At 72.8% G+C, this 25967-nt stretch carries 18 protein-coding genes; 4 read left to right on the top strand and 14 right to left on the bottom strand.

From position 1 onward, the window contains the following. Positions 1-115: 115 nt before the first annotated feature. The 6 genes from ACFC1R_RS16645 to ACFC1R_RS16670 form a co-directional block, all read right to left on the bottom strand. Positions 116-1858 (bottom strand): cation acetate symporter, encoded by a 1743-nt coding sequence (locus ACFC1R_RS16645; protein ID WP_375939102.1) that lies wholly within the window; start codon positions 1856-1858, stop codon positions 116-118. After that, on the bottom strand, positions 1855-2397 hold the full coding sequence (locus tag ACFC1R_RS16650) for a DUF485 domain-containing protein (protein WP_375939104.1): 543 nt from the start codon (positions 2395-2397) through the stop codon (positions 1855-1857). Before ACFC1R_RS16650 ends, ACFC1R_RS16645 begins: the two co-directional genes overlap by 4 nt. Before the next feature lie 180 nt (positions 2398-2577). After that, on the bottom strand, positions 2578-3324 hold the full coding sequence (locus ACFC1R_RS16655) for a response regulator (protein ID WP_375939106.1): 747 nt from the start codon (positions 3322-3324) through the stop codon (positions 2578-2580). Positions 3325-3337: 13 nt separating this feature from the next. Continuing rightward, positions 3338-4498, bottom strand: a complete 1161-nt coding sequence (locus ACFC1R_RS16660) for a sensor histidine kinase (RefSeq protein ID WP_375939108.1) — start codon at positions 4496-4498, stop codon at positions 3338-3340. Positions 4499-4529: 31 nt separating this feature from the next. Next, on the bottom strand, positions 4530-5012 hold the full coding sequence (locus ACFC1R_RS16665) for a DUF1453 domain-containing protein (protein ID WP_375939110.1): 483 nt from the start codon (positions 5010-5012) through the stop codon (positions 4530-4532). Between the two features lie 145 nt (positions 5013-5157). After that, positions 5158-7269: a type IIA DNA topoisomerase subunit B gene (locus ACFC1R_RS16670; protein WP_375939112.1), complete on the bottom strand. Its 2112-nt coding sequence runs from the start codon at positions 7267-7269 to the stop codon at positions 5158-5160. Between the two features lie 519 nt (positions 7270-7788). Here ACFC1R_RS16670 and ACFC1R_RS16675 point away from each other — a divergent pair. Beyond that, positions 7789-8019 (top strand): hypothetical protein, encoded by a 231-nt coding sequence (locus ACFC1R_RS16675; RefSeq protein WP_375939114.1) that lies wholly within the window; start codon positions 7789-7791, stop codon positions 8017-8019. Positions 8020-8196: 177 nt separating this feature from the next. On the opposite strand, the gene ACFC1R_RS16680 is transcribed toward ACFC1R_RS16675, so the two are convergent. The 7 genes from ACFC1R_RS16680 to ACFC1R_RS16710 form a co-directional block, all read right to left on the bottom strand. Further along, positions 8197-9060 carry a trypsin-like serine protease gene (locus tag ACFC1R_RS16680; RefSeq protein ID WP_375939200.1) on the bottom strand — a complete coding sequence of 288 codons (864 nt, stop codon included), beginning with the start codon at positions 9058-9060 and terminating at the stop codon, positions 8197-8199. A 207-nt stretch (positions 9061-9267) separates the two neighbouring features. Further along, a complete protein-coding gene (locus ACFC1R_RS16685; RefSeq protein WP_375939116.1) occupies positions 9268-10875 on the bottom strand; it encodes an RNA polymerase sigma factor in 1608 nt (535 codons plus the stop codon). Positions 10876-11427: 552 nt separating this feature from the next. Further along, positions 11428-12354 (bottom strand): FadR/GntR family transcriptional regulator, encoded by a 927-nt coding sequence (locus ACFC1R_RS16690; RefSeq protein WP_375939118.1) that lies wholly within the window; start codon positions 12352-12354, stop codon positions 11428-11430. Positions 12355-12511: 157 nt separating this feature from the next. After that, entirely contained in the window at positions 12512-13342 is an 831-nt protein-coding gene (locus ACFC1R_RS16695) for a hypothetical protein (RefSeq protein ID WP_375939120.1), read from the bottom strand. Between the two features lie 3 nt (positions 13343-13345). Continuing rightward, positions 13346-14665, bottom strand: coding sequence for an ATP-binding cassette domain-containing protein (locus tag ACFC1R_RS16700; protein WP_375939122.1), 1320 nt, complete (start codon positions 14663-14665; stop codon positions 13346-13348). A 215-nt stretch (positions 14666-14880) separates the two neighbouring features. After that, positions 14881-15624 carry an NUDIX domain-containing protein gene (locus tag ACFC1R_RS16705; protein WP_375939124.1) on the bottom strand — a complete coding sequence of 248 codons (744 nt, stop codon included), beginning with the start codon at positions 15622-15624 and terminating at the stop codon, positions 14881-14883. A gap of 247 nt (positions 15625-15871) precedes the next feature. Continuing rightward, positions 15872-17977 (bottom strand): glycogen debranching N-terminal domain-containing protein, encoded by a 2106-nt coding sequence (locus ACFC1R_RS16710; protein WP_375939126.1) that lies wholly within the window; start codon positions 17975-17977, stop codon positions 15872-15874. A 1166-nt stretch (positions 17978-19143) separates the two neighbouring features. Between ACFC1R_RS16710 and ACFC1R_RS16715 the strand changes: the two genes are divergently transcribed. Then, the gene (locus tag ACFC1R_RS16715; protein WP_375939128.1) at positions 19144-20457 is read left to right on the top strand and encodes an alpha/beta fold hydrolase; all 1314 of its coding nucleotides are present in this window, start codon (positions 19144-19146) and stop codon (positions 20455-20457) included. Between the two features lie 140 nt (positions 20458-20597). Here ACFC1R_RS16715 and ACFC1R_RS16720 read toward each other — a convergent pair whose 3' ends face one another. Next, positions 20598-22274: a DUF4192 family protein gene (locus ACFC1R_RS16720; protein WP_375939130.1), complete on the bottom strand. Its 1677-nt coding sequence runs from the start codon at positions 22272-22274 to the stop codon at positions 20598-20600. 220 nt (positions 22275-22494) lie between these two features. Between ACFC1R_RS16720 and ACFC1R_RS16725 the strand changes: the two genes are divergently transcribed. Then, positions 22495-24783: a DEAD/DEAH box helicase gene (locus tag ACFC1R_RS16725; protein ID WP_375939131.1), complete on the top strand. Its 2289-nt coding sequence runs from the start codon at positions 22495-22497 to the stop codon at positions 24781-24783. A 378-nt stretch (positions 24784-25161) separates the two neighbouring features. After that, positions 25162-25782, top strand: a complete 621-nt coding sequence (locus ACFC1R_RS16730) for a hypothetical protein (RefSeq protein WP_375939202.1) — start codon at positions 25162-25164, stop codon at positions 25780-25782. Positions 25783-25967 lie beyond the last annotated feature (185 nt).

Raw genomic sequence — 25967 nt, forward strand, 5'->3', positions numbered from 1 at the left:
CGCGGTCCCCCCCCGACCCCCTGAACCCCCCCGAACCCGGGGCCGGGGGGGGCGGCGGGGGCCCCCCCCCCCGCCCCCCCCCCGCGCCCCCGACAGTCGGCGGCCGAGCGGACCGCTACGCGGCGCCCGCTCCGGTCAGCGAACGGACCTCCAGCTCGGCGTACCGATCGGCATCGGCGGCCTCCGGCGAGGTCACGGTGCCGACCCAGCCGGCCAGGAAACCCATCGGGATGGAGACCAGCCCGGGGTTCTCCAACGGGAACCAGTGGAAGTCCACCCCCGGGAAGAGGGCCGACGGCGTCCCGGAGACCACCGGCGAGAACACCACCAGCAGGACCGCGGGGACCAGCCCCCCGTAGACCGACCAGACCACACCGCGCGTGGTGAAGCGGCGCCAGAACAGGGTGTAGAGCAGGGTCGGCAGGTTGGCCGAGGCGGCCGCCGCGAAGGCGAGACCGACCAGGAAGGCCACGTTCAGCTGCTGGGCGAACAGGCTCAGCACGATGGCCGTGGCACCGATCACCACAGCCGCCACCCGGGCCGCCACCACCTCCTGGCGCTCCGTCACCTCCCGGCTCCCGGGCCGCCGCCAGGCCCGCGCGTAGAGGTCGTGGGCGAAGGCGGCGGAGGAGGCCAGGGTGAGTCCGGCGACCACGGCCAGGATGGTGGCGAAGGCCACCGCCGAGATCAGCGCGAACAGCACCACTCCCCCGGTGCTGCCCGCACCCCCGCCCAGGTCCAGGGCGAGCAGCGGGACCGCGGTGTTGCCCGCCGGGTTGGCGGCCCGCACGGTCTTCGCGCCGATCATGGCGGTGGCCCCGAGGCCGAGCACGATGGCCATCAGGTAGAAGCCGCCGATCAGGCCGATCGCCCACATCGTGGAGCGCCGGGCGGCCCGGGCCGTCGGCACCGTGTAGAAGCGGGACAGGATGTGCGGCAGACCGGCCGTGCCGAGCACCAGGGCCAGGCCGAGGCTGAAGAAGTCCAGCCGACTGGTCGCGGTCGCACCGTACTTGAGCCCCGGCTCCAGGTACGCCCGGCCGACGCCGCTGCCCCGGGCGGCGGCCCGCATCAGCGCGAACGGGTCACCGTGGAAGCGGGCCAGCACCAGTACGGTGAGCAGCGCGGCGCCGACCAGCAGCAGCCCGGCCTTGACGATCTGGATCCAGGTGGTGGCCCGCATACCGCCGACCGTCACATAGATGATCATCAGTCCGCCGACCCCGACGATGGTCAGCGTCTTGGCGAGGCCGCTGTCGGTGCCGAGCAGCAGGGCGACCAGGCTGCCCGCGCCGACCATCTGCGCGATCAGGTAGAGCAGGGTGACGACCACACCGGCGGTACCGGCGGCGGCCCGCACCGGACGCTGGCGCATCCGCAGGGCCAGCACGTCGGCCAGGGTGTAGCGGCCGGCGTTGCGGACCAGTTCGGCGACCAGCATCAGCACCACCAGCCAGGCGACCAGGAAGCCGATGCTGTAGAGCACGCCGTCGTAGCCGTAGAGGGCGATCAGGCCGGTGACACCGAGGAAGGAGGCGGCGGAGAGGTAGTCCCCGGAGAGCGCGAAGCCGTTCTGGAGCGAGGTGAAGCCGCGTCCGCCGGTGTAGAAGTCCTCGGCGGCCTGGCCGCGCCGTCCGGCCCAGAGCGTGATCCCGAGGGTGACCAGGACGATGACCGCGAACAGGACGACCGCCAGTTCGTGGTGCGCTCCGGTGGTCAGCGTCCCGATGCCGGAGTGGGCCGGTGCGGGCGCCGGGTGCGGCGGCACGGTGGTGAGCGGCGCAGGGTGCGGCGCGAGGTACGAGGCGGCGGGCTGGGCGGTCGCGCCGTGCACGTTGGGGTCCGGGGTCGGGGTCATCGCAGCTGGTCCTGGGTGTCCCAGCGGAGCCCGAGCGCGGCCCGGTCGCGCTTGTCGCGGGCGTTCCTGGCGTAGAGCCAGGTGATCACGAAGGTCGAGCCGAACTGCAGCAGGGCGAGCAGCCAGGCGACGTTGAGCGGGCCGACGACCCGGCCGCGCATCAACCCGGGGGCGGCGGCCTGTGCTCCGAGGTAGAGCAGGTACCAGAGCAGGAAGGCCGCGGTGGCGGGGAAGACGAAACCGCGGTAGCCGCGCCGGATCTCCTGGAACGGCGCGCTGGCCTGCACCGCCCGGTAGACCTCGGCGGCATCGGTTGCGGCCCCGGACGGCCCGGCCGACCCCGACGGCACCACGGCCACCACCGGCACCGGGCCGACGGCCGACGGCGAGTCCGGCAGCGGCGAGTCCACCGGCGACGGTTCCGCGGCCGGGACCACCGTGGGACGCCCCGGTACGAGGCGTCCCACCGGTGACCGGAGGACCGCCTTGCGCCCGGTGGGCTCTGCCGCCCACCAGTCGAACCTCTCCTGCTGTGCCACTGCTGCTCCTGGACCTACGACACCGCGTGGGGCTGCGACGTCGGTATGGGGTGGTGCAGGCGGCGGAGGGTGAGGATGCGGTTCCGCGCACCCGCTGACCGCACCATGATGGTGGCCCTGCGCACACCCTTACGGCCGGTTGCAGATTCGTTCACCCGATCAGGTGAGCGAAGCGTCAGCTCACGAACTGCGCCTAATCCCATGGGTGAACGCGTACGCCACCGCCTGCGCACGGTCCCGGACCGCGGTCTTCGCGAAGAGGTTGTTGATGTGCGTCTTCACCGTCGCCTGGCTGACGAAGAGCTCCCGCGCGATCTCGGCGTTGGACAGCCCGTCGGCGATCAGCGCCAGCACCTCGGCCTCCCGGACGGTGAGCCCGTCGGGCAGCTCCGCCCGCGTCGCCGGCTTCGACCCGCCCGGCGCGGACCCGCGCTGCCCGGCGGCGTCCGGCGCGGGCGCCTGCGACAGCCGCTCCAGCAGCCGCAGCTGCACCTGCGGCGAGAGCCCGGCCGCGCCGGAGCGGACGTCCGCGATGGCCCGGGCGATCTCCTCGCCGCCGGCGTCCTTGGTCAGGTACCCGCGTGCGCCGGCCTGCAGGGCGGGGAAGAGCGAGGCGTCGTCGGCGTAGGTGGTGAGCACCACGACCTCGGTGTGCGGGTACTCGGCCCGGATCCGCCGGGTGGCCTCGACGCCGTCGCAGCGCGGCATCCGAAGGTCCATCAGCACCACGTCCGGGGTCTGCTCGGCCACCAGCCGCACGGCTTCCTCGCCGTCGGCCGCCGCACCGACCACCTCGATGCCCGGCAGCAACCCCAGCAGCATCACGATCCCCTCGCGCACCACCGTCTGGTCGTCGGCCACCACCACCCTGGCCGGCCTGCCCCGGCCGCCGGCCACGGGTGCCCCCGCCTCGTTCCGCTCACTCATGCCCCGGCCCCGCTCACGCCGGCACCCGCAGCAGCACGCGCCACCCTCCGTCCTCCGGGCCCGCCAGCAACTCGCCGCCGAGCAGTTCGGCGCGTTCGCGCATCCCCAGCAGACCGTACCCACTTCCACTGACAGCCAGCTCTCCCGCCCCCGCGCCACGCGGTGGACGGGTGTTGCGCACCTCCAGCTCCACGCTCCCCTCCAGGTACGCGAGCCGCACCGTGGCGCGGCTGCCGGGCGCGTGCTTGCGAACGTTGGTGAGCGCCTCCTGGGTGGTGCGCCGGACCGCCAGCGCGGCCTCGGCGACCAGGGGCCTGGCCATGCCCTGCACGGTGAGCACCGCGCCCTCCCGACCGGTCAGCTCCACCAGGTACTCCCCCACCGGCGTGAACTCGCCGCGCAGCGCCGACAGCGCCTGCCGGGTCTCGGCCAGGCCGTCCTGGGCCATCCGCCGGGCGGCCACCACCCGTTCCCTGACCTGCTCGCGCTCGGCCCCGGCGTCCAGCATCAGCCGGGCCGCCTCCAGGTGCACCAGCTGTGCGGAGAGGCTGTGCGCCAGCACGTCGTGGATCTCCCGGGCGATCCTGGCCCGTTCGGCCAGCGCCGCCGACTCGGCCCTGGCCGCATGTGCGGCCCGTTCCTGGGACAGCATCCGCTTGGCGTTGCCCCGGGCCTCGGTGTCCAGCCGCAGCAGGTATCCGAGCAGGGCCAGACCGCCGACCGTGCTGGCCGTGCTCAGCCAGCTGTCCCAGCTCACCAGGGCGTACGCGCCGAAGGTGACGGTCGCCGCCACCGCGGCCGCCCCCAGTGGCAGCCGGACCAGCGCGATGACCCCGATGCCGAGCCAGAGGATGTCCGACAGCGAGACGGCGTGCTGCCACTCGGCCAGCGCGGCGAGGGCCAGCAGCCCGACCGTGGCCGCGACGGCGGGCCCCAGCCGCTGGGCCCGGGTGAGCCGGAAGAAGGCCACCGTGAGGACGACCGCCGCCAGGATCTCCGCCCCCACCGCGACGGCCTCCCAGGACCCGAAGTGGCCGCGCGAGTAGGTGCCCCAGGTCATCACCGTGAGCAGCACCAGCCGGGTGCCCAACGAGATGATCCTCCGGGGGGTGCTCTGACGGTCGTCGATCAGCCCCTCCCGCGACGGCCAGCGGGTCCACTCCTGCAACGGCACGGACGGTCCTCCCACGACTCGGGCGGCCGGCTCAGACGCCGACGGCACCATAGGGCTGCTCCAGGCTACGGGCCCGCCAGTTCACCACCAGGCCGCGGACCAGGAGCAGCGCACCGAGGCTGAGCAGCAGGGCGCTGCTGCTCTGCTGCACGTGGAGTGCCGCACCGACGGCGTAGAGACCGAGCCGGATGGCGATCATGCCGCCCCAGACGGCGAGAGTGGTCCTGGTGCCCTGGGCCCAGACGGCGCCGTCACGGTCCCGCCAGAGCCGGACGGTCCAGCCCCAGACCGACCCCACGGCGAGCACCACGACGACCGAGGCGATCAGCAGGCCGACCGATTCGGCCCGGTGTGCCGGGTCGACCAGTCTGGGGTCGCGCAGCGCGATGACCGCGAGGATCAGCGGCAGCAGCCAGAACCGGCGCTCGGTGTCGAACTTGCGGGCTCGCATCTGACGGCTGACGACCAGGGCCATCACGGCGATCGCGATCAGGACGTTGACGAGGGCAGACATCGGGTTCTCCGACCAGACGACGGTGTTTCCTTGACGCCCTCGACGCTACGGAGCGCGCGCGGCCCGGTCCTCGGAGCCGGGGTTGATCCGCACGACGAAGGGGCCCTCCACCCGTAGGTGGAGGGCCCCTTCGTACGGGTGCGCGTCAGGCGTCGATGCGCGAGCGGTCCAGGGTGGCGGCCGAGTCCACGATGAACTCCCGGCGGGGCGCGACCTCGTTGCCCATCAGCAGGTCGAAGATCCTCTCGGCCTGCTCCAGGTCGCCCAGGTTGATCCGGCGCAGGGTGCGGTGGCGCGGGTCCATGGTGGTCTCGGCCAACTGGTCGGCATCCATCTCGCCGAGGCCCTTGTACCGCTGCACCGGCTCCTTCCAACGCTGTCCCTTGCGCTGGAACTCCAGCAGGGTGCTGCGCAGTTCGGCGTCGGAGTAGGTGTAGTGGTACTTCTCCTGGCCGCGCTTGGGGCTGGTGAGCTCGATCCGGTGCAGCGGCGGGACTGCGGCGAAGACCCTGCCCTGCTCGACCATCGGCCGCATGTAGCGCTGGAAGAGCGTCAGCAGCAGGCAGCGGATGTGCGATCCGTCGACGTCGGCGTCGGCCATGAAGATGACCTTGCCGTAGCGGGCCTGGTCGATGTCGAAGGAGCGGCCCGAACCGGCCCCTATCACCTGGATGATCGAGGCGCACTCGGCGTTCTTGAGCATGTCGCTCACGGACGCCTTCTGCACGTTCAGGATCTTGCCGCGGATCGGCAGCAGTGCCTGGAACTCCGAGTTGCGGGCCAGCTTGGCGGTGCCGAGCGCCGAGTCGCCCTCGACGATGAAGAGTTCGCTGCGCTCGACGTCGTCGCTGCGGCAGTCGGCCAGCTTGGCGGGCAGCGAGGAGGTCTCCAGCGCGGTCTTCCGGCGCTGCGCCTCCTTGTGCTGGCGGGCGGCGACCCGGGTGCGGGCGGCGGCCACCACCTTCTCCAGGACGGCGCGGGCCTGGACCTTCTCGTCCTTCTTGGTGGAGCTCAGGAAGGCCTTGAGCTCCTTGGCCACCACGGCCGCGACGATCCGGTTGGCCGCGGAGGTGCCGAGCACCTCCTTGGTCTGGCCCTCGAACTGCGGCTCGGCGAGCCGGACGGTGACCACGGCGGTGAGGCCCTCGGTGGCGTCGTCCTTGGTGATGTCGTCCTCGGCGACCCGCAGCAACTTGGTTGCCCGCAGCACCTCGTTGACGGTCTTGGCCAGCGAACGCTCGAACCCGGTGACGTGGGTACCGCCCTTGGGGGTGGCGATGATGTTGACGAACGGGCGCAGCGTGTAGTCGTAACCGGCGCCCCAGCGCAGCGCGATGTCCACCCCGAGGTGGCGGGTGACCTCGGTCGGGGTCATGTGGCCGAGCTCGTCCAGGACCGGGACGGTCTCCTTGAAGCTGCCCTCGCCGCGCAGTCGCAGCACGTCGCAGACCGGCTTGTCGGGGGCCAGGAACTCGGTGAACTCGCCGATGCCGCCGTCGAAGCGGAAGGTGGTCTCCTCGGCCTTCTCGCTCTCCGTGAGGCGTTCGTCACGGACCACGATGGTGAGGCCGGGGACCAGGAAGGCGGTCTGGCGGGCGCGGTTGTGCAGGCTCTCCAGCGAGAGCCTGGCGTCCTTGAGGAAGATCTGCCGGTCGGCCCAGTAGCGGATCCGGGTGCCGGTGCGGCCCCTGGGCGCCTTGCCCTTCCTGGTGAGGCCGCTCGCCGCGTCGAAGGGTGCGTCCGGGCTGAGTTCGGTGAAGATGCCGGGGGTCCCGCGCCGGAAGCTGATCGCGTGGGTGTGGCCGCCGCGGTCCACCTCGACGTCCAGCCTGGCGGAGAGCGCGTTGACCACGGAGGCGCCGACGCCGTGCAGACCGCCGGAGGCGGCGTACGAGCCACCGCCGAACTTGCCGCCCGCGTGCAGCTTGGTCATCACGACCTCGACACCGGACAGGCCGGTCTTCGGCTCGACGTCGACCGGGATGCCGCGGCCGTTGTCACGGACCTCGACCGAGCCGTCCTCGTGCAGCAGCACCTCGATCCGGTCGCAGAAACCACCGAGCGCCTCGTCCACCGAGTTGTCGATGATCTCCCAGAGGCAGTGCATCAGACCGCGACTGTCCGTTGACCCGATGTACATGCCCGGACGCTTGCGGACGGCCTCCAGGCCCTCCAGGACGAGCAGGTGCCGAGCGGTGTAATTGGAACCGTCGTCTCCGGCCAACAAGCCGGACGGCACGGTTTTTTCAGCGCTCACGCGGTGCTCCTCATTGAAGTTCTGACCCGTCCGACTTCCGCCCGACGCTCGACTGACTTCCGACCCGGTCACCGGGCCGACTCGCACAGTGTTCCCAATGCCTGAGACACAGGCGGCCCGGCCCGCGCAGCTTGTACGCGCTGCGCGAACAAGACCCGCGTCGAAGACCGGGGCTCGGGAGCGCCATCTCCACCTGCCCCCAAGGGTCCTGGCGGACCGCGACGCGGACAACAGGCGGCGGAACTGCTGCGATGCAGGCTACCGGTGCCTGGGACGGGGCTTATGCTCCAACCCAGCAGAGGATTATGCTACGCGGACCTCGACCTCGCTTCGTTAGGACGTTCGAGGGCTGAAGCGGATCCCGGGAATCGGTACGCATGAACCACCGGCGCCCTGGGCACGTCCTCAGCAACAACACAGCAGAATCCTCAGAGAAGAAAAGCCACGAGCGGGAACGATTTCGGCCTGGTTGGATGTTGACCCTGGTACGACAGCTCGTCGAGCTAGAGAAGAGGCGACGTGACTACTGTTCTGACACCTGCGAGCCCGCTCACCGCGGCTGACCGCTGCGACCGCTGCGGCGCCCAGGCATACCTGCGCGTCGTACTCGCAAGCGGCGGAGAGCTGCTCTTCTGCGCCCACCACGGCCGGAAGTTCGAGCCCGAGCTCAAGAAGATCGCCGTCGAGATACAGGACGAGACGGGTCGCCTTTCGACGACCGCCGCCTCGGCCACCGACGACGAGCGCTGACCTCGACGCTCGCCCGGCGAGCTGAGTCGAGCCAGGCCGACAACAGCCGGACGGCAGGCCCCGCAAGGGGTTTGCCGTCCGGCTGTGGCATTTCCCGAGACTTCGCCGAACTGACCGCACGTCGAAGGGTGTTCACCCCGACACCCGGGGTCGGGGAAGGCGCACGTGGTGTGCCCGTCAGATCACCGAGTGCAGCCATTCCGAGACCGCCGCCACCCTGGTGTAGACACCGGGGTGGTTGGCATCGGCACAGCCGGTGCCCCAGGAGACCAGCCCGGCCAGACGGCCGGCCACCACCAACGGGCCGCCGCTGTCGCCCTGGCAGGCGTCCTTGCCGCCGTGCTCCTCCCCGGCGCAGACCATCCCCCGGGCGTCGAACGCCCCGTCCGGGCCGCCCGGATAGGCGTGCGCGCAGATCTCGTCCGCGACGATCGGCACCTCGACGCTGCGCAACGTGTTCGAGTAACTACCGTCCCCCCTGGTGTCACCCCAGCCGAAGACCTGCGCCCGGGTGCCGGGTGCGTACGGCTCCGTCTCGCCCGGCGACAGGTAGTCGAGGACGGCGGTGGCCGGCTGGGGCTCGGCGAGCGTGAGGACCGCCACATCCTGCATGTTGGCCGCGTAGGCGTAGTTCGGGTGGATCCGCACCTCGCGGACCTCGACCTCCCTGCCGTCCCGCCGGGTGAGGTCGTCCCGACCGACGATCACCCGCAGCCCGGGGCGGTCCACCCGGCGGCCGTTGCTCTCGTCGTAGAAGCAGTGCGCGGCCGTCACCACCTTGGTCGGCGCCACCAGGGTGCCGCCGCAGAACTGCCCGGACCGGGCGTTCCCGTACTCCCGGCGACTGGACAGCGCCACCATCCACGGGTGGGCGGCGGTGCTGACCGCCGCACCGCCCACCACCCGCCGCTGCGCCGCGGCGGGTACGGCGGCGGAGAGTGCGATCAGCGGGACGGGGAGGGCGGCGAGCAGCGCCAGGGCCACCGCCCGGCGGCGACGCCTGCGGGGCAGCACGGCCGGATGGGCGTCCAGGATGGGCAGCACCGGTTTCTCCAGACAGGTTCGGCGGCAGGCAACCGGCACAGCGTATGTGATCGACTACGCAAAGTGCCGACGCCCGCCACCGCACCACCCTGACGAGGGATCCGACGCGCGGCCGGATGACGGGTATCCCTCGGCTCCGCCCGGTCCGGACATGCCGAGGGGCCCGGAGCGCACGGCTCCGGGCCCCTCGGGGACGATCCGGGATCAGTCCAGGTAGTCGCGCAGGACCTGCGAACGCGACGGGTGGCGCAGCTTGGACATGGTCTTCGACTCGATCTGGCGGATGCGCTCACGGGTGACCCCGTAGACCTTGCCGATCTCGTCCAGCGTCTTCGGCTGACCGTCCGTCAGGCCGAAGCGCATCGAGACCACACCGGCCTCGCGCTCGCTCAGGGTGTCGAGCACCGAGTGCAGCTGCTCCTGGAGCAGGGTGAAGCTGACCGCGTCGGCCGGGACGACCGCCTCGGAGTCCTCGATCAGGTCACCGAACTCGCTGTCGCCGTCCTCACCCAGCGGGGTGTGCAGCGAGATGGGCTCGCGGCCGTACTTCTGGACCTCGATGACCTTCTCCGGGGTCATGTCGAGCTCCTTGGCCAGCTCCTCCGGGGTGGGCTCGCGGCCCAGGTCCTGGAGCATCTGGCGCTGGACGCGGGCCAGCTTGTTGATGACCTCGACCATGTGCACCGGAATACGGATGGTGCGGGCCTGGTCGGCCATCGCGCGGGTGATCGCCTGGCGGATCCACCAGGTGGCGTAGGTGGAGAACTTGTAGCCCTTGGTGTAGTCGAACTTCTCGACCGCACGGATCAGACCGAGGTTGCCCTCCTGGATCAGGTCCAGGAAGAGCATGCCACGGCCGGTGTAGCGCTTGGCCAGCGAGACCACCAGACGGAGGTTGGCCTCCAGCAGGTGGTTCTTGGCGCGGCGGCCGTCCTCGGCGATGATCTCCAGCTCGCGCTTGAGCTTCGGCGCCAGCTTGTCGGCGGCGCTGAGCTTGTCCTCGGCGAACAGGCCGGCCTCGATGCGCTTGGCGAGCTCGACCTCCTGCTCGGCGTTGAGCAGCGGGACCTTGCCGATCTGCTTCAGGTAGTCCTTGACCGGGTCGGCGGTGGCACCGGCGACGGCGACCTGCTGAGCGGGCGCGTCGTCCTCGTCGTCGTCGGAGAGGACGAAGCCCTCCGACTCCTCCTCCGGCGCGTCGCCCTCGGCCTTGTCGCCGGGCAGCGCGGCGTCCTCGAGCAGCTCCTCCTCGCCGAGCAGCTCCTCGTCGCCCTTGCCCTTGGCGGCGGTCTTCTTGGCAGCGGTCTTCTTGGCCGGTGCAGCGGCCTTCTTGGCCACGGCCTTCTTCGCGGGGGCAGCGACCTTCTTGGCCACGGCCTTCATCTCGGTGACCTCGACGCCCTCCACCACCGTGACCTCGGTGGTGGACACCACCGCGGCGACGGCCGGGACGGCCGGGGTCGCAGCAGGGGCGATCCGCACCGGGGGACGGGTGGGGGCGGTCGGGGTCCGAGTGGTGACAGCCTTGGTCGCGGTGCGCTTGGTGGTGCTCTTGGCGGCAACGCTCTTGCGCTTGGACCCGGCAGGTTCAGCAGCGCTGACCATCAGGTCCACCCCTTCCTCAATCAGCACCTGGTTGAGGCTGCGCATGACGTTCTTCCACTTGGTGACCGGGATCTGGTCTGCCTCGAACGCCTGGCGCACGTCGTCACCGGCGATCTGCCCCTGGGCCTTGCCCCGCTCGATGAGCGCGAGCAGAGCCGCGGACTCGGCGATCTCGGGGGGAAGCGAACGGGATGTGCTGGCCGACACGAACAACCTCTCGGACGATGAGTGGACTCGAACCCCGTACCTGGCCGCCCGAGGGGGCGGGGAAAGAACACGCGACGGCGCGCGGTGTCGATTCCGACCGGCTCGGGGCTTGAGGACTGGGTCTGTAGGACGGCAGCAGCGCCGCAGACCAACACAGCATTCTGACACTGGCTGGTATTCCGGAGCTGCTTCCGCTCCGTACACATCGCTGCCGCACCTCAAGTGTTACGCATGGCCATCGTGTCGCCGGTCACACCGGCATTTCGGCACGGGCACGGCCCTCCGGCTGCCTCGGACGGCTGGGCGACCACGGCGGTCCGAGGACTGCGGCAGTCGCGAAGCTCGGGCGGTTCAGCCGAAGGGCCGTGGGTGCCCATTATCCCCGGGCGGTGCCCGGTCCCGGCGGTGCGATCCCGCCCGCTGAGGCCGGCCGGGGCGGCTCCCCGTCGGGCGGACCGCAGGGCTCGGAGCCGTCGGGCGGGCCCGGTCGGACTCGGCCCCGCCGGGCCCGGACCCGTCGGGCCGGTGCTCAGCCGGGCAGCGCCGATCGGGTCAGTGTTCGCGCGGTCCCGGCACCGAGGGCTCGATCTCCGGGTGGACGGTGAGCAGCGCCCGGACGGCCGCCTCGGCGGCGGTGCCGTCCCCGGTGCCGAGCGCGTCGACCAGGCGGGCGTGCAGGCTGACCGAGGAGTCGGACGGGCGCTCACAGGTGGTCGCCGCGCCCCCGGAGACCTGCAGGGCGCAGGCGACGATCCCGGAGAGGTGCTCCAGCATCCGGTTGCCCGCCAGCTGCAGGACCAGCGCGTGCAGCTCGGCGTCGGCCCGGCCGAAGCTGACCAGGTCGCCCTGGGCACCGGCGTGGCCCATGACCTCGGTGAGTTCCACCAGCCGCTGCTGGATGTCCTCCCGGCCGTGTCCGGCAGCGAGGCGGGCGGCGAGCGGCTCGATCGCCCAGCGGAGCTCGAACAGCTCACGGCGCTGCTCGTCCCGCTGCGGCCCGAAGGCCCGCCACTCGATGATGTCGGGGTCGAGCAGGTTCCAGTCGCTGACCGGGCGAACCCGGGTGCCGACGTTCGGCCTGGCGCTGACCAGGCCCTTGGCCTCCAGCACCCGCAGCGATTCACGGACGACGGTGCGGGAGACCTCGAACCGCTGGCCGATCTCCTCGGGGACCAGCGGGCGGTCGGCGCCCAGGTCGCCGGAGACGATCATCTGGCCGAGCTGCTGAACCAGCTGGCCGTGGAGGCCACGGCCACGGCTGCTTGTGGTCTTCCGGCCGACCCGGGTGAGGTCGGTCTCCGCGCCTTCCCAGCGAGGCACGGGCGGGGTGGGCCGATCGGCGTACGAGAAGCGGTCCAGCTCGCCGGCGCCGACAGGGTCTGCCGATCGAGCTGCGGTCATGGTGGGGTGCGCAAGGGTACTCACACGTCCTTTGTCGGCGATCGGCGGGGCCGGCTTGAGAATTCTCGTGAAAAGCACACGAAAGGGTGATCGCCCATGATCGGATAATTGACTTCTTATCAGGCAGAAAGCACTTGTTTCGATCTCTTCCCTCCGGCAACCCTGACGGGCTGCCACCGAGCCCGTCCGCCCGGCCCGGCGACGAGGGCCGCACCGGGCCGGACGGCGGTGACCGTCAGAGGGCCCGACGCCGGGCCTGCACCACGAGGCAGGCGACCAGGAGTGTCGCCGCCGGGGCGAGCGAGGCCGCCAGGAACACCGGCTGCAGCACCGACTGCAGTTCGGGGCTCAGCGTCGGACCGAGCGCCGGGGCGGCGCCCTGGGGCGTGACCCCCAGCCAGTCCTGTCCGTACTGGAACGGCAGCAGCTCGCGCACCTCGTCCGGCAACGGCCGTCCCACCTGGCGGAGCGCCAGCACAAGTGCGGGCTCCAACAGCGCGGGGAGCGCGCAGAGGATGAGCATCCCGGCGGCCGCACTGCGCACCAGCGAGGTCGTGAGCACCCCCGACCAGCCGGCCAGCACCACCAGGGCCCCGAACACCGCGAGCGGCCGACCGGCGGACAGCAGGCTCGGGGCGTCCCCGGCGAACAGCCGCCCGGCGTCCACCCGCAGCGGGAGCGCGAAGCGCAGCACCACGACGTCCAGCACGACGGTGACCACCGCGAGCGCCACCGCGAGCAGGCCGATCACCGCCAGCTTCCCGGCCAGCAGCCCGATCCTCCGCCGGTACGCGACCTGCGAGGCCGCGAGACCGGGGTGCCGGACCTCGTGCCCGTACGAGAGGGCGCCCAGAGCGCCCGCCCCGAGCGCGGCGATCGGGAGCGGCAGCAGCGGAACGACCGCGGTCACCGAACGGACGGCTGTGGACACCGAGAGGAGCCCCGACGGCAGTTGATGGGCGATCACCGCGGCCACGGCGGCGTCACCGAGCAGCACCGCGGCGAGGACGCACCAGGTGGAACGGAGGCCGCGCAGGCGCCGCAGCTCGTAGGCAAGGACTCGCACGATTCACTCGCTCCGGTGGTGGTCGAGGCCGGGCAGGGGCTGGGACAGCAGGGTGAGCTCGGGCTCCGGCCCCGGTGTCGGCACAGACACCGACGGCGACGCCGACCGGTCGGCCTGGGTCGGGCGGTCGGCCGAGGACCGCCCTGCCGGCTGATCCGCCGACTGGCCACCGGCCCGACCGGGCTGCCTGCCGAGTGCCCGGCCACCCGCAGACTGCCCGGGCCGTCCGATCACCGACTGGGCCGATGCGGTACTCCTGGGACCGACCAGCTCCCCGCCGGTCGCCGGTGTGCCCACCGGGAGGGCCCCCGACGTCGAGGCGCCCTCGGACTGCGCTGCGGACCGCGCTACGGGCTGTCCAGCAGGGTGGACTGCGGGCTTCGCCGCGGCCCTTGCTGCGGGCTGGAGTCGGACCCGGCCCGATCTGCCCGGGGCGAACGGCAGGTTCGGGCGCGGGACCGGCTGCTCGACCACCCGGTCGGACAGCTCGTGCAGCAGAATGCCGTTCTGGTAGGCGAGTTCGCCGATCTCGGTGCGGTCGATGCCGCTCACCGCGATGCCGGCACCGCCGTCCCGCCGGACCTGGGCCCCCTGCCCGGCGAGCAGGTCGGCCAGTCGGGCCATCTGCGGGCCGCGAACGGACACCTCCGGGTGCAGTCGCGTCCGGCGGAACTCCATGGCCGTCTGGTCCGCGAGCAGCCGACCCTGGTCCAGCGTGATCACCCGGTCCGCCAGGACCGACGCCTCCTGCGGGTTGCGAGTGGTGACCAGCACCGTCCCGCCCGAGACCGCGAAGGAGCGCAGGAACGAGTGGAACCACTCGACGTTCCGGGGCGACAGGCCCTCGGTAGGGGCGTCGAGCAGCAGCGTGTGCGGCGAACCCAGCAGGGCTGCGGCAAGCGCCAGCCGTCGATGCATGCCGGGCGAGAAGCTGCGCAGCCGGTGGGACGAGACCGCGGCCAGTCGGGTCTGGTCGAGCAGCACATCGGCCCGTGCGGACGACACCCCGACCGCTCCGGCCAGCATCCTCAGATGGCTGTGCGCTCGGCGCCCCGGGTGCCCCGCCAGCGGACGCCCGCCGGGGAGCATCACGCCGACCTCCCGCTCGGGACGGCGCAGCCTGCGATAGGTACGCCCGTCGAACAGCGTGATGCCCGTTCCGCGCTCCAGTTCCACCATGAGCCGCAGAGCGGTGGTCTTCCCCGCGCCCTCGGCCCCCAACAGCGCGGTGACCACGCCGGGGCGGGTGTCGAAGGTCAGGTCCAGCAGAGCCGGTGGGCGGCCCCGACGGTAGACCTTGGTCAGTCCGGTGATCTGGATCATCGATGCCTGCTCCCACGTCTTCGGCCGACCGGGTCCTCGGGCATCGCGATTGGTCTCCGGGTGCGTGCCCGCGCCAGCACACTAGGGCGCACCATCGGAGAATTCGGGCATTACGGATGCACCGCGCACGGTGTGGCCGGGCAGCTCACTCAATCAGGCGACAGGTGCGACAGACGATCAGTTCACCGGGGCCCACCGGGTGCCGGGCCGACCCGTCAGGACTCCGGACGGAGCATCGGCGGGTTGAGGACGGTCGCCCCACCCGCCTTGAAGAGCTGTGCCGGACGGCCGCCCTGACGGGTCGTGGTGCTCCCGGAGGGCACCAGGAAGCCCGGGGTGCCGGTGACCTTGCGATGGAAGTTGCGCGGGTCCAGCGCCACACCCCAGACGGCCTCGTAGACCTGGCGCAGCTCACCGACGGTGAACTCCGGCGGGCAGAAGGCGGTGGCGAGCGAGGAGTACTCGATCTTGGACCGAGCCCGCTCCACGCCGTCGGCGAGGATCCCGCCGTGGTCGAAGGCCAGCGGCACACCCTCGTCCGGGCCCTGTCCGATCAGCTCGGCGACCGGTGCCCAGCGGGCGCTGCGGGCGTCCCCGCCCGGACGCGGGGTGGGCAGGTCGGGAGCGAGCGCCAGGTGCGCCACGCTGACCACCCGCATCCGGGGGTCGCGTTGAGGGTGGCCATAGGTCGCGAGTTGCTCAAGGTGCGCACCGGCCGAGCCCTGGCCCGGGGTGGAGTGGGCGCGCAGTCCGGTCTCCTCGGCGAGCTCTCGGGAGGCCGCTTCGGCCAGACCCTCGTCCGGGCGGACGAAGCCACCGGGCAGCGCCCAGTACCCCTGGAAGGGAGGCTCACCACGGCGTACCAGCAGTGCGCACAACGCGTGCTCCCGCACCGTCAGCACCACCAGGTCGACCGTGACAGCGAACGGGGGGAAGGCCGACCGGTCATAACGCGACATGGCGACGATCATAGTCGTCTTTCTGACGATAAGCACAGGGTTGAGCGAGGCCGGACCGGACAGGTCTGTCGAACTGCACCATCGGGCCCCTCCTCGGCTCACAGACCACACTTCCCCGCCGACCGTCCGCCAGTCCCGGCCCAGCCTCACCTCGTCACGTCAGCCCGGCGCCGCTCGGACCGGTCGACCGGCCGCCACTCGCCCGACGTCCGCTCCGGCTCGGCCCGCTCCCGTCAGCAAACTCCCGTCAGCGGGCTCCCAACTGAAGTGCCGACGGCGCCTCCTCCACCACGGCGACACCGATCCGGCTGACCCTGACCGAGAACGGCTCCCCGGCCACCCGCAGTCCCGTGAGCTCCAGCTCTCCCAACGGAGCCGTACTGGCCGGACGCACCACCACCCGCCCCGCCGGGACGTCGGGACGCACACCGGCGAGGGTGAGCACCAGGTGGACCGCCGCAGCCGCCGACACCGCCGCAGGGCGGCAGGCGGCCGGGTGCGGCACCGGTGGGCAGCCCGACACCCGCTGCTCCCCCGCGTACATCTCGGGCAGTCGGCCCTCGAAGTGCGTCGAGGCATCCAGCAGACCCTCCAGCAGGGCGCCGGACTCCCGTTCGAACCCCGCCTCGGACAGGCCCGCCACGGCGAGTGCGGTCTCGTGCACCCTGACAGCGCCACTGCGGTGCCCGAGCGGGTTGAACCGCGGGGACCTCGTGCTCAGCGTCCGCAGGCCCCAGCCGCAGTCGAACTCGGGGGCCGCCAGCCGCTGGGCCAGCGCCCGGGTCTGCTCCCGGTCGAGCAGACCTTCGTGGTACGCGCCGTCGGACGACAGGCCGAGGTCGAGGAGGTGCACGAACGAGGCCGCGACGGCTGGCACCGGGCGCCCCGGACCGGCGAGCGCCGCCGCCGGGCGCCCCCCTGACAGGTCGTCGATCCAGAACTGTTCTCGAAAGCGCTCACGCAGGCCGGCCGCCCACACCCGCCACTCCGCCCCGCCTGGGCGGCCGAAGGCGTCCAGCAGCTCGGCCCCGTGCAGCGCTGCCCGGTACGCCTGGGCCTGCACCTCGCAGCGCGCAGGCAGCGGGCGGGCGGCGCGCTCCTCGGCAGAGCGCCCGAGGTCGGTCACGAAGTCGGTCACCGAACTGCTCGGGCCTTCGGCCGGGAAGGCCCCCGAGTCGTCGCTCACGTTGGCCCGCAGGGCCGCGAGGGCCCGCTCGGCGGCCGGGAGAAGCTCGGCGACCTCCTGCTCCGGCAGCCCCCAGCGCCACGCCTCGGCCAGCAGAGTCACGAAGAGGAGCGTGGCCTCGGTGGCCGTGCAGGACGGCGGCAGTTCCGGGCCGCCGTGCCTCAGCCCGCCCGGGAGCAGACCCTCCGGTCGGGCCCACGGATCCTGCCCCGCAGCGGACCCGCCTGCCGCACCTGGCGCCGCAAAGGCTGCTGGGGCGCTCACAGTGCTCGCGGTACCGGACGTCGTCCGGGTTGCCGGGCCGCCGAGGCCGGTGGAACCGGCGCCATGGTGCTGACGGCGTGCCAGGGACCGCAGCGTCCCGGCCGCAAGACGTGTACCGAGGGGCAGCAACAGTCTGGCGGCCCAGAGCGCCTCGGCCGCGGTCAGCCCGAAGCGCCACGGCACACCGGAGGCGACGTAGAGGTCCGTCGGGCGGTCGGCGTCGGCGAGCAGCAGACCACCGAGCGCGTCCAGGGAGCGCGGGACGAGCAGCTCCACCCGGGAGTCGTCGCACCGCACGGCCGGCTCCGACCAGGGCAGTGGCACCCCCTGGGCTCGACCTGCCGGCGGACGGAAGGCCGTCGGGACCGAGGACTCGATCTCCGCCCGCAACTCGACCGACCAACGGGCACCGGGCTGCAGTTCCAAGTCCCAGCGCAGCACCCCGGCCCCGGCGAGGACGGCGTGCGGGGACGGGCGCGCCGCGACAGTGGCGCTGTGCCCCGGCCTGGCCCACCGCAGCCCGGCCGACTGCACCTGGCCCGGGAGGTCGGCCAGGCGCCGTCCGGCGGCGGTGTCGGCCAGCAGGCCGAGGTCCGTCCCGAGTGCGATCTCCAAGGGAAGGTGCGCAGGACGGCCGCCCGCGTTCCGGACGGTGATGGTCTCCACCCCGTCGGCGTGGCGGAGCCGCTCGACGGTCAGCGCCGGGTCCGGATCCGGGTCTCCCGGAATGCGGACGGCACCGACGAAGCGCGCCTCGGCGGTCGAGGTCAGCGCGCCCTGGAGGGGCAGCGGCTCGATACCGCCCAGGCGCAGCTCCATCCGGGCCAGAACCCGGATGCCCGAGCGGTAGAAGCCGTGGAGGCCCTGGCCGCGGAGCTGACCGTCGGCCCCTGAAGCGGCCATCGCCGGAGCATTCACGCACAGGACCGCGGCATGGGCCGCGGTCTGGGCAGCCGTGTACATGGGCGGCTGCTGCGGGCGCGGCTGGTCGGGGCGGACCGCAGGGCGCGGGGTGGCCTCGACCGGAGCCGCCCCGGGCATGACCGCGCCGGCAGCGGCGGCAGACCCGCCCGGCTGGGCGGAGCCGGACCGAGGCAGCCCCGGCCGCGACGTCGCGAACGGCGCGTCGGCCCACGGCGGTGGCACGGTCGGCACCGGCGAGGAGGCCGGAACGACCGCCGGGCCGGGACCGGTCGATGCCGGTGGTGCGGACTGCGGTACGGACGGTGGTGCGGTCGGCAGCGCTGTCTGCGGCACTGCCTCCGGTGGCCTCATGGCGGTCACCTGGATCTCCTCCCTCGGCCGACCGACGGCTGCCGCACCGGTCGGCCGCGAGCGTGCTCGATCGCGATCTGATGTCTGTGCCGCCGGTACGGGTGAACCACCCCGCTAGCGGCCGGGCTCTCCGCCCTGCCCTCGGCACCGCCCCCAACAGCGCCCCGAAAACCCGGCGTTCCGGCTCCGCCCGTCCCCGCCACCAGCCTTCAGACGCGCCGGTCAGGTCTGCTGCCCGGCCTGCCGTTCCTCGTCCGATCCGGGGTCGGCCCCGCCGAGCACCACCGCACTCCGCTCACGGACGGAGCCAGGACGGCCCGCCCTTTGCACCTCCGCCTCCTGAGCACTCGACACCGGATCGGTGGGTGGCAACACCCGTGGGAACAGCACCCCGCAGGATGAACGCAGCGCACCTCCCCCAGGTCACGCCATGCCGCCGACAACCGCTCCGACAGCGCCGCCCCGCATCGAGTGGCGTCGACATCCACTCGAAATCCGCTCGAACCGCGGTGAATCGAGCCAAGGATTCGATCGGTTGGGTCGAGTGCCAAGCCAGCGGCCGGTTCCGAGTTGCTCCGGGCTGTTTCGGGCTGCGGTCCGACAGCCGTGGATGCAGTTGACGGCACCTGCACGAACGGAGCTGCTCCCCCGAGGGCCGGCCGGCCCTCGGGGCTGCCTGCCGTACCGGCTCCGGTACGGCGTCAGGATACGGTGCGGGGCGGCGGGCCTCGCACCGGGAACCCCGTTGGTATCCGTCGCCCCACACCCGTGACCAGCTCACACCGAGGAACTGCATGTCCACCACCAGTCGACTGCCCGGGATCGTCACGACCGACCACGTCTTCCAGCTGCCGCTGGATTACCAGATGCCCGACGGCGAGCAGATCGAGGTCTACGCCCGCGAAGTGGTCGCCGCGGGGCGGGAGTCGGACGAGCTGCCGTGGCTGCTGTTCCTCCAGGGCGGGCCCGGCGGCAAGGCCGGGCGCCCGCTCGGCCGGGACACCTGGCTGACCCGCGCCCTGGACGACTACCGGGTACTGCTGCTCGATCAGCGCGGCACCGGGCGTTCCACTCCGGCGAATCGGCAGACCCTCGCTCGGCGCGGCACACCCGATCAGCAGGCTGACTACCTCGCCCACTTCCGGGCCGACTCGATCGTCCGAGACGCTGAGTCGATCCGCCGTCGGCTGCTCGGCGACGACGGCCGCTGGACCCTGCTCGGCCAGAGCTTCGGCGGCTTCTGCACCCTCACCTACCTGTCGCTGGCTCCGGAGGGCCTGCGGGAGGCGTTCGTGACGGGCGGTCTGGCCGGGCTGCGCAGCTCGGCGGAGGACGTGTACCGCGCCGCCTACCCGCGCGTGGCAACGAAGAACGAGGCGCACTACGCGCGCTACCCCCAGGACGTGGACCGCGTCCGACGGATCGCCGAGCACCTGGTCGGGCGACCGGCCCGGCTCCCCGATGGCGGCCTGCTGACCGTGCAGGGCTTCCAGGGGCTCGGCATGCTGCTCGGAACCGGGACCGGCTCGCACACCCTGCACTACCTGTTGGAGGAGGCCTGGGTCGAGGGCGTCGACGGACCGGAGCTGTCGGACACCTTCCTTGGTGCTGTCCAGGCGCAGCTGTCCTTCGCCCATGGACCGCTGTACGCGGTGTTGCATGAGTCGATCTACGGCCAGCGCTCGGTGGACCCGGCGGGTACCGGCTGGGCGGCGGAGCGTGTGCGCAAGGAGTTCCCCGATTTCGACGCCGAACTGGCACTGGCGGAAGGTCGGCCGGTGCTGTTCACCGGCGAGATGATCTACCCGGCGCTGTTCGAGACCGACCCGGCGCTTCAGCCGCTGCGCGAGGTCGCCCGGCTGCTCGCCGAGCGCCGCGACTGGGCCGACCTCTACGACCCGGCTCGGCTGGCCGAGAACCGGGTGCCGGTGGTTGCGGCGGTGTTCCACGACGACATGTTCGTGGACACCGCCGACTCCCTGGAGACCGCGCGCGCGGTGCGGGGACTGCGCACCTGGGTGACCAACGAGTGGGAGCACGACGGCCTGCGAGTGAGCGGTGGTGCGGTGTTGGACCGGCTGATCGGGATGGCGCGCGGCGAGTTGTAGCCGAGCCACGGCCCACCGGCCCAGGCGGGCAACGCACCCGACCGGTGGGGCTCCGCGCCGGGGGCGGGTCGGCGGCCACTGCGTGGCGGCCGCCGACCGGGGCCTGACGGGCGCGACGGCCCGGGGCGAGGAGGACTGGCTCATGCCGGCTTCCTGCTCCCCCTCGGGGCCCTGCGCCGGGCGTTGGCGTCGCACTGGGGAATGCCGCCGTGCTGAGCCGCCGTGACCCCGTGCCCCGCCGTTCGGAGCCTGCCCGACAGCAGCCGCCCGGCCTGGCGAACCTGACTGCGCAGGACGCTCCGGCCGAAGTGCCGTCGCTCCACCGGATCAGCCGCCCGGCTGGGCGGGCCGTGGTCGGCCCCGGGACCTCGCCCGTCGCGCGAGCCCAGCCCGTCGCCGTCGCCGTCGCCGTCGCCGTCGCCGTCGCCCGAGTGTGCATCTGCGCCCGCACCGCCCGGAGACGCCGAGTCCGGACCCGGGATGGCTGGGCCGTCCTCCTCACCCTCCGGGGCTCTCTCCGGTGCGCCTCCCGACGACCGAGCCGTCTCCCGACCACCGGGCAGCCGATGCCCCACCGGGACGCTCTCCGGCCCGCCACCAGCTGACGGGTGGGCAGCCGGCGGCGGAACAAGCGGTCTCTCCGCGGCGGGTGCCCCTGTGACAGCGGCCTCCGCGACCGGCACGGGCGGGGCGGTCACGTCCCGGTGGCCCGCCCGCTCCTGGCGCACGCTGTCGAGCAGCTGATCCGGCAGCAGCCCGCCGTTGAGCGACTCGTAGAGCAGCTGCGCCAGCGTGTACTCGGGGTCGAGGTCGAGTGCCCTCGCCAGCACGACCCGGGCCGTTGCGGAGTCGTCCGCGAGCCAGGACGTCCAGGCGAGCAGTGTCAGGGGAGCCACCGCGAGGTGTTCGAACGGCGGGACGCAACGCTGCGCGAGGAAGCGCCAGAGCCGCTGGGCCGAGCCGAGCTCCTCCGACTCCGCGTACTCGGCCGCACGGTCCCTGCCCATCTTGTCCTGCAAGCCGACCAGCAGCCTCGCCGCGCACTCGGGGCTGACCTCGCGTGCACCGGCCTGGAACTCGGCCATGGTCTCGTCGAGCAGCTCCACCGTGCGCGCCAGCGCGGCCTGGCGGCCGCCGGGCCCGACCATCTCGTGGAACAGCAGCGGGCCCGCCCGCTCGATCGCGACACGCTGCGGCACGTCGCCGGGTGCCCCGATCGGCGCCAGGCCCGCGACGATCGACTTCCGGCTGCCTCTGGGTGCCACGCCCGCGAAGGTGGCCGCCGCCGCGGCCGGGCTCGCCGTCCTGGCCGGACGGACCAGGACGCCCTTCGGGTCGCAGCAGCCCGTCCCCTCGCAGAGGAAGGACCACCAGCGGCCGGCGGAGACGCAGAGGGACTCCTTCACCACCACACCACGGTCGCCGAACGCCTGCGCCAGGTGCTGCGCCAGCGGCTTGAGCGCCGCGACCACGCTGCGGCCGTCGCCGTCTGCGGGATCGCGACAGAGATAGAGCAGCACCTGGTCGGGGCGGCGATCGCGCTGCTCGGACAGCTCGACCAGCAGCCGTGCCGTGTCCGTCGCGACCGGCCCCCACTGGGCGGCGTCGTCGGGGATGTCGATCCTGATCACCCCGCCCTGGTGGAGGGAGGGTCCTTGCAGACCCACGGCGACGATGCTGTCGTCCGGGAAGAAACCCAGCAGGTAGGGCAGCATCTCGGCCATGTCGGCCGGTCCTCGCATCCGGACGGGCGGCTGGTTGGACGGGTGCCCGGGAACAGGCCCGGACGGTGCGGTGGGAGTGAGGTCCTCGTTCATGCCGGGAAGCGTGCCGCAGCCCGGACCCCTCCGGCTGAAGTCGGCTCCCGCCTGTGGACAAACCGGGGGGTACAGCATTAACTCACTCGTTCGAGTGAAACGAAATTGCCTAGACTTCAGGACAAATGGCGCCCACTCGGCAGACTGTCTGCTGATATTCCCAACACCGCACATTTCCCCTGTTCGCCGGTTGTCCGTCCCACCCGGTATGCATGGAGCCATGCACGCACCCATCGAAGCCCAAGACACCGCCCCCGACCGCGCCGCCGTCCGGGCTCAGGCCGAGGACGTGCTGCGCGAGCTGGCCGGTCCCGACGCCGTACTGCGCGAGGACCAGTGGCTCGCGATCGAGGCCCTGGTCATCGACCACCGCCGCGCCCTGGTGGTCCAGCGCACCGGCTGGGGCAAGTCGGCCGTCTACTTCATCGCCACCGCCCTGCTGCGCGCCCGCGGCGCCGGCCCGACCGTGATCGTCTCTCCGCTGCTCGCCCTGATGCGGAACCAGGTCGACTCGGCCGGTCGAGCCGGGATCCACGCCCGGACCATCAACTCGGCCAACCCCGAGGAGTGGGACGGGATCCAGGCCGAGGTCGCCGCCGGCTCGGTCGATGTCCTACTGGTCAGCCCGGAGCGACTCAACAACCCGGACTTCCGCGACCAGGTGCTCCCCAAGCTGGCCGCCTCCACCGGCCTGCTCGTGGTCGACGAGGCCCACTGCATCTCCGACTGGGGCCACGACTTCCGGCCGGACTACCGTCGCCTGCGGACGATGCTCGCCGACCTGTCCCCCGGCGTGCCCGTTCTGGCCACCACCGCCACCGCCAACGCCCGCGTCACCGCCGATGTCGCCGAGCAGCTGGGCACCGGCGCCTCCGCGAGCACCACGACCGGGTCCGGCGCGGGATCCGGCACCGCGACCACCCCCGGGACGACGGCCGCCTCCGGCGCCGCAGCCACACCGAGCACCGACACCCGCGCGCTGGTGCTGCGCGGCCCGCTCGACCGGGAGAGCCTCAGCCTCGGGGTCCTGTCGCTGCCCGACCCCGCGCACCGCCTCGGCTGGCTGGCCGACCACCTCGACGAACTGCCCGGCTCCGGCATCATCTACACCCTCACCGTGGCCGCGGCCGACGAGGTCACGGCCTTCCTGCGTGCCCGCGGCTACCGGGTCGCCTCGTACTCGGGCCGGACGGAGGACGCCGAACGGCGGGCCGCGGAGGCCGACCTGCTGGCCAATCGGGTCAAGGCCCTGGCGGCGACCTCCGCTCTCGGCATGGGCTTCGACAAACCGGACCTCGGCTTCGTGGTGCACCTCGGTTCGCCGAGCTCGCCGATCGCCTACTACCAGCAGGTCGGCCGGGCCGGGCGCGGTGTGGCGCGGGCCGAGGTGCTGCTGCTGCCGGGCCGCGAGGACGAGGCGATCTGGCGGTACTTCGCCTCGCTCGGCTTCCCCGCCGAGGAGCAGGTCCGCCGGACGATCGACGCGCTCGCCGAGGCCGGGCGGCCACTGTCCACAGCCGCCCTGGAGCCCCGGGTGGATCTTCGCCGGGCGCGGCTGGAGACCATGCTCAAGGTGCTCGACGTGGACGGCGCGGTCCGCCGGGTGCGCGGGGGCTGGACGGCCACCGGTGCAGCCTGGGCCTACGATGCCGCGCGCTACGCCAAGGTCGCCGCATCCCGTGAGGCCGAGCAGCGGGCGATGCGCGAGTACGCGGCGACGGCAGGCTGCCGGATGGAGTTCCTCCGGCGCCAGCTGGACGACGAGGAGGCCACGGCCTGCGGCCGTTGCGACAGCTGCGCGGGCCCACGCCACTCGCCGGAGGTCTCCGCCGATGCCCTCGCCGCCGCCAGGGCCGCGCTCGGGCGGCCGGGGGTGACCTTCGAACCGCGCCGGCTCTGGCCCACCGGGATGGACGCTCTCGGCGTACAGCTCAAGGGACGGATCCCGGCGAGCGAGCAGGCCGAGACCGGTCGGGCCCTGGGCCGGCTCTCGGACATCGGCTGGGGCACCCGGCTGCGCACCCTGCTGTCCGAGCAGGCACCCGACGGCCCGGTCCCGGCCCAGGTGCGGGACGCACTGGTCGACGTGCTCGCCGACTGGGCACGCGGTCCCGGCGGCTGGGCCGGCCCCGAGGCCGCCGACGGCAGTCGTCTCACCCGGCCGGTCGGGGTGGTCGCGATGGCGTCCGTCACCCGGCCGATGCTGGTGGAGAGCCTGGCCTCGGAGCTCGCCGGGATCGGACGGCTGCCGCTGCTGGGTCGGATCGAGTACGCCACCGGCCGGTCGCCGCACGGCCCGCGCAGCAACAGTGCACAGCGGCTCAACTCGCTCGCCGGCACGCTGGTGGTGCCGACCGGGCTGGCGTCGGCGCTGGCCGCGACACCCGGTCCGGTACTGCTGATCGACGACCTGGTGGACTCCGGTTGGACGGTCACGGTGGCAGCGCGGCTGCTGCGCCAGGCCGGTGCGAGTGCGGTGCTGCCACTGGTCCTGGCGGTGCAGGCGTGAGCCGGGCCGCGCCGCCGCCGCGCGTCGGCCCGGACGGCCGCACGCGACCTGAGCGGGTGCCCGGGCAGGCCCCCGGACACCCGCCCGAACCTGCGTCCGAATAGCCCTCCGGGCAGCCGTCCGGGCCACCGCGCGGCGTGTCGGCCAAACTTCCGGCCAACGTCTCGGCCACCGGGCGAATGGCGCCCGCCCGGATGCGGAATATGTCCGGCAGATCGTCCGAATGCGGGCGGCGTACATCAAGTCGTCGTTGCCGGTCGGGCCGGTCTGACCTGAGAATTGGTCCGTACCCCGCCCCTGGTCCAGTGGACCTGGCCTTCGGCGTACGCGGGTACCGGTACGCCCGGCGGGCGGGTCAGGAGGATCGCGATCAGCGGCATCGATCGACCTCGGTATCCCACCGCCCGGAAACGGTCCATCGACCTGGAGACCTGGGCCGGCGCCGGGATCCCGCTACTGCGCGCGCCGCGTGAGTTCGTCGCCGAGCTGCACCGGCTGCACCTTCCGCAACCGGGCACCACCGTGGTGGCCGTGCTGGACGCCCGGCACCGCATGACGGCCTCCGCCTCGTTCGCTCCACGGCCGTACGTCGAGGACGGCTGGCACCACCGGAACGCGATCCTCACCCACCTGCGCCAGGTGACCCCGCACGACCTGCGGCAGGCCAGGCCCACCCGAACGGCGGTGCTGCTGCGCTGCCGCGAGGGCTCGGGGGACTGGACGGAGCAGGACGGCGCGTGGATGTGGGCGCTCCGGGACGCCACCACCCTGCACGGTCTGCGCTGCGGTTCGTACATCGCCCTGACGCCGAGCGGCTGGCAGTCGCTCGGCGACGGTCGGCGCGGACGCAACCCGCACTCGGGTTCCTGGGCCGAGGGGCCCGTGCACACCGTCACCGAGCTTCCGCCGCGCTCCACCCGGGAGCCCGCGCAGGACCGGGTCTGGCGACCGACCGGTGTCACCTCGATCGACACGGTCCGCCGCGCGGCGGCACGCTGACCCTCCAGCCCGAAGCCCTCCGGTACGGACGGTCGGAGCGCTCCTGGAGGGACGGCGGGTTCTGGCAGGTCCTGGCGGGACTGGAAGTACGGCGTGGGGGGGGGGGCGGGGGAGGGGGCGGGCCCCGGCGGGGGGGCCCCGGCGCGCCGGGGGCGGGGCGTGCGGGGGGGCCGCGGGGGCGGCGG

This window comes from Kitasatospora sp. NPDC056138 (genome assembly GCF_042264695.1).
GTDB lineage: Bacteria > Actinomycetota > Actinomycetes > Streptomycetales > Streptomycetaceae > Kitasatospora.